Source organism: Candidatus Formimonas warabiya (assembly GCF_002777255.1).
GTDB lineage: Bacteria > Bacillota > Dehalobacteriia > Dehalobacteriales > Dehalobacteriaceae > Formimonas > Formimonas warabiya.
This window is the reverse complement of the sequence record NZ_CP017634.1, coordinates 4,647,852-4,661,900: the sequence shown is the minus strand read 5'-3', so window position 1 is coordinate 4,661,900 and position 14,049 is coordinate 4,647,852. Positions and strand designations below refer to the sequence as shown.

Sequence of the window (14,049 nt, the reverse complement as noted above, 5' to 3'; positions counted from 1 at the left end):
AACCCCTCCCTTGATTTTAGATCTATATTTTTTCCGTGCTTTTTTATCCTTACTGACCGAGTACTTGTCGCTTAATGAGATTTCCATTGGCATCATACTGGAAGTTTGTGATGACCTCTCCCGTGGGCAGTTGAATGGAGTTCAGCCTATTTTGGCTGTCGTAATTATAATCAATAATAATGGTTGTAGAAGAATAAGTGGTAACTGAACCTGAAACCGAATCTGTGGCACCGCCATCGGAACCCAAGGCATTAACGGAATACTGATAAGTAGTATTGGGTGTTAATTCTGTATCACTGTATGATAATCCGGTACCTTGATATACAACTTGATTACCCCGCCATAACTGGTAAACAGTATCAGCCGGGTTTCCATTACTGCTCCAGGTGGCATTTACCGTGGTTTGTCCAGGTATAAGAGAAAAGTTGGATGGACTGGCCAATGCCAAAAAATACTGGGAAGGGGTATAACTACTCCATGCCCCTTTACTGTCTTTCACTCTAACTTGATAATAATATTTTGTATTTACCGTAATAGTAGAAGCGGGAACTATGTAACTTGTTGCTGCTCCTGCGACTTCACCACTATCTTTAACAGTTACATCGTCACTTGATCTTTTAATGATTACTTGATAAGATGCTTGTGCATCTGCATCTGTATCAGAGTAACTCCATGTTATCGAAGGGGTTAACGTGCTGATATAGGATGGTACAGCAGCGGTTCCCAGCGGACTTGTTGGAGTAACAAGTGGGGCAGTTGTATAAACAACAATTAATGCAGGTCTGTCTGATGATTTTGAATAATCACTCGTATACCAACTACTCCAACGCCAGTTATCTCTTTCCCACACAACTCCATAATTAGGAACAGTCCCGTTATACCAAGAAGTAAACAAAGCTGTAATATCCCATAGTTGTTTAGCCTCTGGAGATGGAGTATCTAGGGTCAAAATAGGCGTTGCATCATATGTTGGTTGTGTATCCCAAGTTACAGTTTCAATCCAACGAGAGGTAACCTTATGTAACATTGCAATGGTGCTGGTTCCATAATAACAAGTAACTTGTATTTTAGCTGATATTATGGCTTTGCTTGCAGGAATGCTAGAAATATCAAACTTTAATAATGCTCTCCAATTTCCTCTGGAATCTTTTCCATAAGACATATAAAATTGTCTTGCATAACTTGAGGTAGGCAAACCAGAATTTACAGTAGTATCTATTCCTGTTTGCGTACTTGGTTGTATAGTTACCGTTGGGTCAATTGTGACAGGCCACGCCCTGTCCGGGGCTGCCAGCCAATCAGGGTCAACTCCTATTACGAGTTCCAGACCCGCAACAGTTGACTCGATCCGTTGATAGGCAACCCCTTCTTTGCCCGCTGCGTCCATTACGGTTGCCGCTCGAAACATAGCCACCACTTCTTTGCCCTGTTTCCACAAAACTGTACCATCCGATTGCTGTTCATACTCCAGGTTGGGAGCTTGGACCTTAAATCTAAATTCGTTTTGCGCAGTTGTATTATGCAGTATGATATCCGATTTTACACCCTCCGGTAATACGGTGCGTACCCAATCGACTTCTTTCCAAACGGCCGGATACATGATTTTATTTTCTGTAACCGTTCCGGAACTAGACTTGGAATCTATCGGCTGAATTATGATCTGCCCTTTTCCCGGTACCTCAAATAATTGCGGAGCATTGCTGTTCTTTCCAAAATACGCATGAAATGGAGCCTTGGTTACAGATAAATCATAGGCTTGTCCGCTCATCTTTTTACCTGAAGCATTTTCTAACTTGGTGTCAATCTCTTCCCATTTTCCCTCAGAGGTCTGATAGTGATAATTCTGACCAATAACGAGCGTATAGCTACCGTCATGGTTATCAAAGGTTTTAGAGTTTTGTGTTCTTTTTCCTGCAATTTCCGCCGCGTCCCGTTTTACACCCCAAGCCTGGGGATCCGCGCCAACTTGTACGGAAGTGTCAGCATTGACAAGCGGCGGAAAAAATGCCATTGTTAGGATCATCAAAAGGGCAGCCGACAAACATTTAAAAATTCCTACCTTGCATAGATGCAATAACCTGGTCATGAATCCACTCTCCTATCTAATTTTAATTTTTATATATTGAAAAATATGTCTCTACGTTTGGACCTATCAACAGGATGCAACAATACCTATTCATACCCTTCGTAATTAACCGTATCTAACCACCGATATATGCGTTTGCTCAGGTGCCGGAAGGAAGCATCCGCCCTATTTTTTATCCAAGGAGGCACAGTCTGCCTTTTTATCCTTTATTTCTACTTTTTGTAATATTCTCCCTGCTCTTTATGGGGATTAGTTTCCGACAAATTTAGCCTGTTTTCAATTAATTTTGCAGTAGATTTTCTCAAAGCGCATGTTGACAAAATTAGCTTTGTGTTTAAAAAATACTATAAATAAGCAAAAAGCAAGACGGGGTGGGTGCTTGATATCAAGCACCCACCCCGTCTTGCTCTTTATAAAATTTATTTCACCGGATATTTCTTTTTGCACACATCCAACGCCTCGGCAACGGCATTTAAGGCATTTTGCAGATCCGCGTCGGTATGACGGTAGCAAATGTAGTAGTGGTGATAGGGCTGGATGAACAGGCCCCGGCGGATCGTCTCCGTATAGAAGCATTCCCGCCGTTCTTTGTAGTGATCATCCACCTTGTCAAATGTATAGAAGGGCATGGGCGGAATTCCGGAAACGGTGGCCGGTACGCCGGAGTCGGCGAACAGTTTGCGGGAATCCTCTAAAAACCGCTCGCCCCGGGTCCAAATGTCTTCCAGAACTTTGTCCCGCTGCAGGATTTCGATACATTTCAGGGCAGCGGCCATTTCCAGGCTATTGGGGAAGAAGGTGGAGCTGATAAAGACCTTCTTTTCCGCCACCTTCATAAACTCGGCCTTGCCCACGCAAGCGGCAATGGCATAGCCGTTGGCCATGGCTTTTCCAAAGGTGGACAGATCGGGGGTCACCCCGTAACGCTGCTGGGCCCCGCCGATAGCCACCCGGAAGCCGGAGCGGATTTCATCAAAGATCAGGACCGCCCCATATTGATCCGCTAAATCCCTTACTCCTTGCAGATATCCGTCAGGAGGCGCCATCACAGGCTGGGCCGTCGGATGGCCCACCGGGGTAATGATGATTCCCGCCACATCATCCTTGTTTTCTTCCAGTAATTTTTCTAAGGCATCCAGATCCCCATAAGGGAATTCCTGGGTTAAATCCAGCACGGCCTGGGGTACACCGCCGTGGTTTTCCACGCACCAGTCATGCCAGCCATGGTAACCGCAGCGCAGAATTTTATTTTTATCCGTATAGCCCCGGGCAATGCGTACGGCAACCCCCGTGGCGTCGGAACCCGTTTTCACCAGAATAGACATTTCCGCGCAGGGGATCAGTTCGGCCAATTTTCGCTCCAGCTCATTCTGAATGGGTTGAACCAGGGAAAAGCAGAAACCCTTATCCATTTGTTCTTTGGCCGCGTTGTTTATTTCCGGCTCGTTATAGCCCAGAATGATGGGGCCGTATGCGCAGAGCATATCAATATAGTCATTGCCGTCCACATCGATAATATGTCCCCCATAACCCTTTTCGATAAAAATGGGGTATTCTCCGGGAACAAAATTATAGGGGCGCCGGATCCCCATTAACCCGCCCGGGGATAACCTCTGCGCTTCCTCAAACATCTCCATGGATTTTTCCAGTTGAAGTTTTTGACTTTCCATCTATCCAACCTCCCTGTTTACAGGCCCCTGCTTGGACGGCAGGGGCCTGTGACTTTATTTTTTTACTCCCCATCTGCGTTCGGCCTCTTCGATCATTTCTCTGAGGGTTTGGGCCGTGCTTGACGGAAGGGGTTGCGGTTTATGGTTTTCCAGGATAAATCTCGCCTCTTCGGTGGCCCGGGTGGCCAAATCTTTGGCCCCTTTTGCCTGCCAGTTTTGGCGGGTATTGCGGTCAAATAGCTTGGACTGGGACTGGTCGGTGCGCATATGGGCTAAGGTATGCTCTTCCATCAGGAAGTGTCCTCCGGTACCTACCTTACGGATCACGTCCACGGCGAGGGTTTCTTCGTTCACGGGTATGCCCATCAGGGTCCTGCGCACCATTTTGGCAATTTCATTATCCACGACCAGCTGGCCGAAATCCAGGGTCATGCCCAAATCCACCATGCCCAGGCCATAGATCATATTAGCGCCTGCTAATGCGGCCAGCATCATGGTAAGGGTCTTTTCGTGCCCGGCCTGTTCGTCGCCTATCTTGCTATCCGTCTATGTTCCGGCCACATAACTGGGGATGTTGTAATACTGGGCCAATTTGCACACCGCGGCACTGATCATGCCCAGTTCGGGGCAGCCGATGGCGGCGGAAGCCAGCCTCAAATCCATGATCGTGGTAGAGCTGCCGTACATATTGGGGGTCCCTTTATTCGTCAACTGGGCCAGAACAATTCCGCTCAGCACTTCCGCATTATGGGTGACCAGGGTGCCTGCCAGTGTTACGGGAGAAGTCCCGCCTGCCATGGCCATGGAGAGGACGGTCAAAGGAACCCGGTTCCTGGCATAGGTAATAATGGGCTCACAGGTTTCCGGGGCAATGGACAAAGGGCTTGTCGGGCACACGGTGGATGAGGTAATGGGCCGTTCCCGTAATTTATCCTTTCCCCCTGCCACGGCAGCCGCCATATCAATCAATGTTTGGGCCTCCTCAAAACTGTGGGGCGACTGGGTGGAATGCTTGGTACTATTGGAAACCATGGCTTCATAACATTCCAGATTGGCCGTGCGGGCGTCAATATCCCGGGCTTCCACCGCCACATCCAGCAGGTCGTACTGCTCCAGAGCGTCCACCAGGATCGCCACATTGGCCTCGTCCTGTTTGGTGGATGGCCTTACCGCTCCGGTGTAAGGGTCAACCACATTGACCCCTTTGCTGAAATTGCAGAAGTTGACCCGCGATCCGTCCAAAACAATGTCGTTTTTAGGGTCCCGCCCGGCCAGCAGCACCGTGGACGGGGTGGACCGGATGCAGTCTTCCACCACATGGGGGGGAATGTATACTTTTTGGTTTTTCTTGTCCACGACGCATCCGCCGCCATGAAATATTTCCAAAGCCTCTTCGCTCTGAATCTTGATCCCTTCATACCACAGTATTTCCAGCGTGGCATTATGGATCCGGTCCAGTGCGTCCTGAGAAAAAACATTTAATCCAAATCCTTCTTGCATGCTGTTTCCAGCATAAAGGTTTCTTCGGCTCAACCTACTCCCTCCTAGTTTTTTTTCTTCGGAGGCTATTAGGCCCCTAATAGCTTCAACGCCTTGGTCACAGCCTCTGCGGCATCTTCGGCATAGGCATCGGCGCCGATCCTATCCGCCCACCGCTGGGTGCACGGAGCTCCGCCCACCATGGTTTTAAACCGGTCCCGCAGCCCCTCTTTCCTTAAGGCATCTTCCAATTTTTTCTGTTCGGTAATAGTCGTGGTGAGAAGGGCGCTGGTGCCGATAATATCCACACTGTACTCCACGGCCTTTTCCATGATTTTGGCCACCGGCACTTCACGGCCCAGGTCAATCACCTCGATGCCCTGGGTCTTCACCAAAGAAACCACGATCCCTTTGCCGATATCATGAACATCGCCTTCTACCGTGGCAATGAGCATTTTGCCTTTCTTCTGGGCCTGGCTCCCCTGCATGGCGGCATCTAAAACGGCGGTTGCCTCCTTCATCACTTGTGCGGAAAGGATCAGTTCCGGCAAGAACACTTCGCCTCTCCCAAAAAGATCCCCAATCCTCTGGATTCCTGTACTAAAGCCCTTGCTTAATACTTCCACCGGATCAAGGCCTTCGGCCAGGGCCTGTTTTGCCACGGCAACCGCTTTCGGAGCATCACATTTTAAGATCGCTTCTTGGGCTTCCTGAAAAATAGCTTCTTTGCTCACATCACTACCTCCTTGAAATTTTATCTTTCATCTCTTTTATTTCAAGCCTGCCATGCGCATAAAACGCTCCACCGAGTTAATCTTGATATCCAAGGCTTTGGCAATGCGGATTTTGGCTTCCATCCCTTTGGCCACGTGATCAGGGGGCATGGGACGCCCCAGGTTCAGATCCTCTCTTATTTCCCGCATAATCGCGCAGTCGCTAAGGTCAACAGGAGAAACGCCAAGTTTTTCCGCCACATATTTTTTCGCGTCGTTGATTTTCATGCCTTTGGACAATTGCATCCGTAAGACCAGATCTCCGGCCGTACGAATTCCGCCCATGCCGCAGGCAACCTCGTGCGCGATTTCCAATCCAAAAGGATCGCCTACGCCAATCTACAACCCGTCCGCCTTGCCGATTTCCACCAGGGCCTTATCCACCCGGCTCACCGCATCTACGGAAGGCATTTCACTCATGGGCACAGCCCCCACCCCCATGCCTACGTTCACATGAACCGGGATGGTCGCGGCCTCGGTGCACGCCTTGACAAAGGTGACGGTACGGGCCAGGTTCCAGGCCAGGGACATGTTGCTGTTGGTATTAACCACACAGCCGAAAATATTTGCCCCTGCTTTTTCCGCTAATTTTACCTGCTTATGGGGATATAGTCCGGCTAAGCGCACGCCGTCGTATTCCAGCTTGCCGTGCATACCGATGACAAATTCCCCGGCCATGCCCATTTCAATACCCAAATCGGGATATTTTTGCTTGATCAGCTCAATTGCCTTTAAAGCAGCCAGTACGTCGGCATCCCCGGAAGCGCCGCAGGTGTCGATATTCATGCCGTCCGCGCCGGATTCATACATACCGCCCGCCACATAGACGATGTCCTTTACCGCATGTTCCACAGCTTCTTCTTGGGCAGCTCTGGCTTCGGCAATTTTTCCCAAAGGCAAAAGCTCCGACCAATTGTCCACCGGCCCGTCCGGTTTGGTATACAGTCCCAGGTTGGGCATGGACCCGTATAATACGGGCATCACGGCGTTGAGCTGGGTCAGTTCCATCACGGCGGCTTCATCATGCAGGACAGACTTTACCGCCTTATAGCTGTAGTCAATATGGCCGATATCAAGAGAATCCGCGCCCAGAACCTTTTCATGAATCAGTACGGCGGTGCCCCTGTCAATGGCAATATTGGCATGATAGGTAATTTTGCACCCCCCGGAATCGGAAGTCGTGACAACTTCATTTCCTCTCTCTACGCCGACGACAATACCCGGCATGGTAATAATGTCATACAAATGGTCCAATTCTTCTTTGGTCAGTTCCGGAATTTTGCCGCGGTCCGCGGCATCCTTGGTGCCTTCTTCCAGATCCCAGCGAATATCGTCTGCGCTAAGATAAATGCCTGACCCGTCGCCCATACGGGTAAAAAATTTAGACAAAATCTTTCCCTCCTTAGTTTGTGGTGATGAATGGTAACTTGTATGAGTCAAATATCAAAAGTCTAAAGTCGAAGGTCAGCCGAAGAGTCTTAAAGACCAGATTAAAGAATCTTAGGCTTTTGACTTTTGACTTTAAACTTTAGAAGCGGGAAATTTCTCCTTCGGGAACAATCAAATCGGCTCCTGTAGCGGCCAGAACCGCATCCAGCGTGGTGGTTTCGGCGATCTCCCTGAGATGCAGCCCTTCCGGCTTTACTTCAATCACCGCCATGTCGGTGACAATTAAATCCACTTCTGCGATGGCCGTTAAAGGCAGCCGGCATTCTTTCAGTATTTTCGGGCTGCCATCCTTGCCCAGATGCTCCATGGCAATGATCACCCTCTTGGCGCCCACCACCAGGTCCATGGCGCCCCCCATGCCGGGAACCATTTTCCCCGGCACCATCCAGTTGGCCAGATTCCCTTTTTCATCCACTTCCAGCGCGCCCAGCACGGTACAATCCACATGTCCCCCCGAATAATGGCAAAGGAAGCGGCACTGTCAAAACAGCATCCAAAGGGTAAAATGGTCACCGGCTTTCCTCCGGCATTGGTCAAATCCTTATCTTCCCGGCCCGGCTCCGGCTGAGGCCCGATACCTAAAAAACCGTTTTCCGACTGTAGAATAATGGAAACCCCTTCGGGAATAAAATTAGCAACCATCGTGGGCATCCCAATCCCTAAATTTACCACATCACCGTCGTGGAGTTCGCGGGCCACCCTTTTTGCAATCCGGGTACGGCTGTCATCAGGCATGCTGGCTCTCCTCCTTGACCAAATAATCTATAAAGATCCCCGGCGTCATCACAGCATCAGGGTCAAAAGTTCCTACGGCCACAATTTCCTCTACCTCCGCAATGACCAGGCCGGCTCCCATGGCCATTATCGGGTTGAAATTTCGCGCCGAACGGCGATAAATCAGGTTCCCCGCGGTATCGGCCCGGTAGGCTTTAATCAAGGCTACATCGGCGCTTAAGGGCAGTTCTAAAAGATAGGTTTTTCCCTTGATAGTGATTTCCTCTTTCCCTTTTGCCACCACGGTCCCCACCCCGGTGGGTGTGAGGAAACCGCCCAGTCCGGCACCGCCCGCCCTGATTTGCTCGGCTAAAGTCCCTTGGGGAGTCAATATCACTTCCATTGCACCGCTGTGCATGCACCGTCCTGTTTCCGGATGGGCGCCAATATAAGAGGCATATAATTTGGCTATTTGCTTGGTATCTTGAAGCTTGCCGATCCCTTTTCCCGGAAATCCGGTATCATTGGCAATTACCGTTAATCCCCTCGTTCCTTGGGCCACCAAGGCATCAATCAAATTTTCCGGGGTGCCTACCGCTAAAAACCCCCCGATCATCAGGGACATACCGTCAGCAATCAACTTTACCGCATCTGCAGACGAACAGATCTTTGCCATACGCCACCTCCAATTACATATTGTTACGATTCAGGTATTCAAGTATTCAGAATTCAGCAGGCAGAATTCTGAATGCTCCGGGACGATACACCCTTCTGTGATGCCGGCTCCTGACTTCTGACTCCTGAGGAACCGCTGAAGATTTCCTTTTTGTTAACTGGGTCCTAAAGGAAGCTCTGTTACCTGAAGGTCTTTCATAATCCTTTTCACGGTCCGGTCTAGGGTCCGGTCCCGCTCAGCATCCAACGCTACCGGCTGATGTCCTGTTAAAATGTTCTCTGCTTTTTCCCGGGCGAGGGCAAATGTACTGGGGGACCCGGCCTCTTCCCAACTATTGCGGCTTCTCCGGTCAATGATCGCGGCAGGCATGTAGGGTTCCTTCTTAAACCAGTGAAAGGTATGCTCCGTGGAAAGGTAATCTCCCCCTGGCCCTAAGTCACTGATTAGATCTACCGCCAGGGTTTCCTCGGAGCAGTCAATCCCTTGAGCCACCCGCAGCGCCATGCCGCAGATCTCGTTATCCATCACCAGCTTTTCAATACTGAAGGTATTGCAAAATTCCAAAACCCCGGTGCCGGAGATTACGTTAATGCCGGCTTGAAGGGCCAGCAGGCCGCTCATGCCGGTTTCCAGGCCTGCCTGGGCATCAACAAGTTTGGAGTCGCTTAAAGCGGCATAGGTATGAATGGGCATGCCGTAGAATTTGCCGATTTGGGCATAGGCGGCGCTGATTAATTCCGATTCCATGGCATTCAGAGAAGTGGTGCTGTGCCGCATATCAAAATACATGGGCGCCCCCCCGTAGACCATGGGCGTACCCGGGCAGACACATTGGGCCAGCACAATCCCGCTCAGCGTCTCCACCGTGTGCAGCAGGACGGAGCCGGCCAGGGTAGCCGGTGAAGCGGCCCCCGGCATGGGCACGGAAATGGTTTCGATGGGCAGCCCGAACCGGGCACAGTCAATGATATTTTGGCAGCTGATATGGGTCCATTTCAGGGGAGGTGAAGGGCAAATATCAAAAAGGACCCGGGGCTTTTCCCGCAGTTCTTCTTCCCCGCCGGCCACAGCGGCCAGCATATCCCGCATGTCCGTAATGCCATGAACGCTGAAAGCCCCCGACACAATCGGTTTGGGGGAATTTTTTAAAAGCAGGTATAACCGGTAGCTGTCACCGATTACTTTAGGGACATCGCTTAGATTTACCGCTGTCGATTGCAATTGTATGTTGGCCAGGGCATCATTCACCCGGGAAATGTTCTTTAAATCCCGGGCTAGGGCCGGCCGCACGGTCGTCCCGTCCGACTCCATAAAATGAATAGGCGCGGACCCGGGCGCGAAATGAGCGCTGTTTCCATCCAGGCACACGGAAGGATTTCCCTCCCGGTCATAAAGCTGCAGGGACTCGGGAGTCTTATCAATACTGTCCAGGACCAGGCGGGCGGGAATTTGGGCAATTTGCCTGTCAAAGTCGACAACGGCACCGTGATCCTTTAAAATTTTTAACGCTTCGTCCGAATCGAACTTAACCCCGGTATGCTCCAGAATATGTAAGGCCTTTTCATGAATGGTGCTGATTTGATCCTCGGAAAGGACCCGGTATTTCGGTTGCCTTTCGAAAGAGAATTTTGGCATCTTGATTTCTCCTTTTTCCTATGCAGGCTTTCGCCTGCTCTTCGTACATTCCTCATTATACACCGGAATTTAATTTCACAATACTCTTTCTATTCCGCCCTGGACAATTTGTGCTGCCCTTCTTTTTTGAGCAAGCGATTATTGGGTTCCATGGAATAGGCCTGACCGCTTAAGAGGCCGGTGAGCCCAATCTTGGTGTCGTGATGATGGGTGCCGCAAATGGTGCAGGGCGCCTCGGGATCGATGAGCTGTTTGGGTTCCGTGTAAGCGGAGTACATTCCTTCGTAATTACGCAGAACCACTTTGCCCAAACCCATGGAGACCAGATATTGGGGCATCACAGGGATCTTGCCTCCCCCTCCGGGCGCGTCCACGACAAAAGTAGGAACCGCCAACCCTGAGGTATGGCCCCGCATATATTCAATGGCCTGAATTCCTTCACTGACCGACGTTCTAAAATGTTCAATACCCTGGGACATGTCACATTGGTAAATGTAGTAGGGCCGTACCCGGATCTTCAACAATTCATGGCTTAGTTTTTTCAAAAGTTCCGGACAGTCGTTGACGCCCCGCAAGAGCACAGACTGGTTTCCCAGGGGAATCCCGGCATCCGCCAGACGGGCACAGGCCTCGGCCGCTTCGTCGGTAATTTCTTTGGGATGATTAAAATGGACATTGACGAATACGGGATGATATTTTTTCAAAATCCCTACCAGGGCGGGGGTAATCCTCTGGGGCATCACCACCGGAGTCCGGGACCCAAAACGAATAATTTCTACGTGGGGGATTTTGCGCAGTTCCCGTAACACATATTCAATCATAGCATCGTTAATTAAAAAAGCATCTCCCCCGGACAGGACCACATCACGGACCACCAGGGTTTCCCGGATGTATTGGATGCAGCGGTCAATATCTTCCTTGGTGCGGGATTGGTCGTGCTGGCCGGCTAACCGGCGCCGGGTACAATGCCGGCAGTACATGGAGCACTGGTCGGTCAGCAAGAACAGGACCCGGTCCGGATATCTATGCGTTAAGCCGGGCACAGGAGAATCCTTGTCTTCATGCAAGGGATCGGCCAAATCGAAAGAACTCCGGTGCAGTTCCGCCGAAGTAGGAACTGCTTGTTTACGAATCGGGCAATCCGGATCGTCGGCATCAATTAAAGTAGCATAATATGGCGTAATCGCCATGCGTAAACTTTTTAAGCAATTAACAATACCTTCTTCTTCCTCCATGGTTAAGGGAATAACCTGTTTTAAGGTTTCCCATGAAGTGATACGATTCGCCACCTGCCAACGCCAATCCTGCCACTCCTCTTCTTTCACCCTGGACCAGAGAGGAATGTCTCGATAGTTTCTCATGCCGCTTGCTCCCTTCCAAATGCTTTCGGTTTGCCATTAGGCTTTTGCAAGAAACGTGCCGAGAAATGAAAAAGGCGAAAAAACCTTTTACCCCTTGATAAATCCGGGTTGTTTCTCTCCGGGAGTAAGCCATGTGCCGGATTTCCGGCATTCCCACAGCCCTTTTTTCGGCACCGAAGGAGAGGATAGGCCAAAAATCGCTTGAAATTCTTTAAAAGCCATTGGCACAAAAGGGTACTTTTTCCGGTGCCCAACATTCGTCATTATTTTTAATACTCTGTAAATTTTTTTTCTAAATCACCAATTGCACCTGGGGCCGGAAAAATTTTTTTATCACCCCGCAATGGACTTGTTCAGCACCGCCCCACCAGGACACAAGAAATCTATCCCCGCGGGTTTCCCCTTGGCGGGTGCCCAATTTCCGGCATCCGCCGCTTTTTGCTTTCAAAAGAAAAACCGCTCATCTTCCGGCAAAAGCAGCAGAGAAGATGAGCGGCTTTTAACTTGCAAATCAGACTAGATAAAAAAGATTATTTTTTGTACTCGAGAGATTTGAAGTCACAGTCCTGGAGCGGTACCAGCTTCGTCTTTTTAACGATCTTATATCCCAGGTATACGGCAATAAAGATAGGAATTAAGGCATAATTGGTAATAAAATCGAACCAGGTGAAGTTACCGTCCTGGAATACCCAGGTATTGGCCCCAAAGATGACGATGGTGCAAAGGATCAGGGCAAATACCGGTCCGAAAGGATACCATTTGGCTTTATATTTGAGATCTTCGATCTTTCCGCCCTGTGCCACATAGGCTTTTCTGAACCTGTAATGGCAGACTGCGATCCCGAACCAGGCGAAGAAACCGGTCAGGCCTGATGCGTTGTAGAGCATGTAGTACACTTTACCTTCGCCAATCAGAGAAGCAAAGAAGGCTACCGCAGCAATGGCCGTGGTAATGTATAAAGCGTACATCGGTACGCCTCTTTTATTTACCTTGGCGAATATCTGAGGAGCTCTGCCCTCAGATGCCATGGCGTAAAGCATCCGGGTGGAAGCATAAAGGCCTGAATTGCCGCAGGAAAGCACCGAGGTCATGATAACTGCGTTCATCAGTGAAGCGGCAAAGGCAAAGCCGGCGTTCTTAAACACGAGAGTAAAGGGCGATGCCGCTATGTTCTCAACACTTCCGTTTAAGAGGTCCGGCTCTGTGAAAGGCATCAAGGTTCCCACCACAAATATGGCGCCGATATAGAACAGGAGGATGCGCCAGAATACAGCGCTGATCGCCTTGGGAATGGTTCTTTCCGGGTGCTCGGATTCACCGGAGGCCAGGCCGACCAGCTCCGTCCCCTGGAAAGACCACCCGGCAACGAGAAAGACGCTCAGCATGCCGAAAAAGCCGCCGATGAACGGGGCCTTGTTGCCCGCGCCGTCATCCAATACCCAGTTGGAAAAACCCACGGTATGGCCGCCCATGATACCGATAATCATCAGTACACCGACGAGAAGGAAGATAATGATGGTCACAACCTTAATGCCGGCAAACCAAAACTCAGCTTCACCGTATGATCTTGCCGACAGTACGTTTAATACGAAGAGTATTGCTAAAAAGATAATCGCCCACATGGTGGCCGGAGTATCCGGTAACCAGAATTTAATGATAAGTGCGGCTGCAACCAATTCTGCCGCTACGGTGATAGCCCAGCTGAACCAATAATTCCAGCCAAGGGCAAAACCAAGGGCCGGGTCTACAAATCTGGAAGCGTAGGTTTCAAAGGATCCGGAAAGAGGAATCAAGGTAGCCATTTCGCCAAGAGATGTCATCAGGAAGTAAACCAATATCCCCATTAAGCCATATGCCAGTAGTGCCCCCCCAGGGCCTGAGGTACTTATTGCACTGCCGCTTGCAAAAAACAAGCCTGTCCCGATCGCCCCACCTATCGCAATCATGTTCATGTGCCTCAGCTTCAGACTTCGATGGAGTTCTCCCTCACCATGCTTTTGAAGACCTAATCCAGTTTCACTCACAAAATACCCTCCTCTTGTATATTTATCTTTGGTGGATTACCACCAAACTGCACCCGGATTCTCTACCCTCCTTCCTTAAAACCATAGCAATAATTATACCATACGACGATCCCATCTTCCTGCTTTTCTAAACAGGTATCGCCTAATTTTGTCCTGAGGAAATAGAAGCCCTTAGTAAATTT

General features: G+C 49.8%; 7 protein-coding genes and 3 pseudogenes. All 10 read right to left on the bottom strand.

From position 1 onward, the window contains the following. Positions 1 to 49: 49 nt before the first annotated feature. The 10 genes and pseudogenes from DCMF_RS21115 to DCMF_RS21065 all read right to left on the bottom strand — a co-directional run bounded on the left by DCMF_RS21115 (position 50) and on the right by DCMF_RS21065 (position 13,795). Positions 50 to 2,086 carry a DNRLRE domain-containing protein gene (locus tag DCMF_RS21115; RefSeq protein WP_148136254.1) on the bottom strand — a complete coding sequence of 679 codons (2,037 nt, stop codon included), beginning with the start codon at positions 2,084 to 2,086 and terminating at the stop codon, positions 50 to 52. 419 nt (positions 2,087 to 2,505) lie between these two features. Beyond that, on the bottom strand, positions 2,506 to 3,756 hold the full coding sequence (locus DCMF_RS21110; RefSeq protein ID WP_148136253.1) for an aspartate aminotransferase family protein: 1,251 nt from the start codon (positions 3,754 to 3,756) through the stop codon (positions 2,506 to 2,508). A 54-nt stretch (positions 3,757 to 3,810) separates the two neighbouring features. Continuing rightward, positions 3,811 to 5,256, bottom strand: a pseudogene (mttB, locus tag DCMF_RS29820) ([trimethylamine--corrinoid protein] Co-methyltransferase). 68 nt (positions 5,257 to 5,324) lie between these two features. After that, positions 5,325 to 5,969 carry a methyltransferase cognate corrinoid protein gene (locus tag DCMF_RS21095; RefSeq protein WP_148136250.1) on the bottom strand — a complete coding sequence of 215 codons (645 nt, stop codon included), beginning with the start codon at positions 5,967 to 5,969 and terminating at the stop codon, positions 5,325 to 5,327. Between the two features lie 36 nt (positions 5,970 to 6,005). Beyond that, positions 6,006 to 7,397: pseudogene (gene mtbB / locus DCMF_RS21090) on the bottom strand ([dimethylamine--corrinoid protein] Co-methyltransferase). A 139-nt stretch (positions 7,398 to 7,536) separates the two neighbouring features. Beyond that, positions 7,537 to 8,192, bottom strand: a pseudogene (locus DCMF_RS21085) (3-oxoacid CoA-transferase subunit B). Beyond that, on the bottom strand, positions 8,185 to 8,847 hold the full coding sequence (locus DCMF_RS21080) for a CoA transferase subunit A (RefSeq protein ID WP_148136249.1): 663 nt from the start codon (positions 8,845 to 8,847) through the stop codon (positions 8,185 to 8,187). The pseudogene DCMF_RS21085 and the gene DCMF_RS21080 overlap by 8 nt, the downstream one beginning before the upstream one ends. Positions 8,848 to 9,000: 153 nt before the next feature. Continuing rightward, on the bottom strand, positions 9,001 to 10,482 hold the full coding sequence (locus tag DCMF_RS21075) for a trimethylamine methyltransferase family protein (protein ID WP_148136248.1): 1,482 nt from the start codon (positions 10,480 to 10,482) through the stop codon (positions 9,001 to 9,003). Positions 10,483 to 10,571: 89 nt separating this feature from the next. Then, complete coding sequence (gene kamA, locus DCMF_RS21070; protein ID WP_148136247.1) at positions 10,572 to 11,843, bottom strand: lysine 2,3-aminomutase; 1,272 nt, start codon at positions 11,841 to 11,843, stop codon at positions 10,572 to 10,574. A 530-nt stretch (positions 11,844 to 12,373) separates the two neighbouring features. Further along, complete coding sequence (locus DCMF_RS21065; protein WP_148138016.1) at positions 12,374 to 13,795, bottom strand: amino acid permease; 1,422 nt, start codon at positions 13,793 to 13,795, stop codon at positions 12,374 to 12,376. Positions 13,796 to 14,049 lie beyond the last annotated feature (254 nt).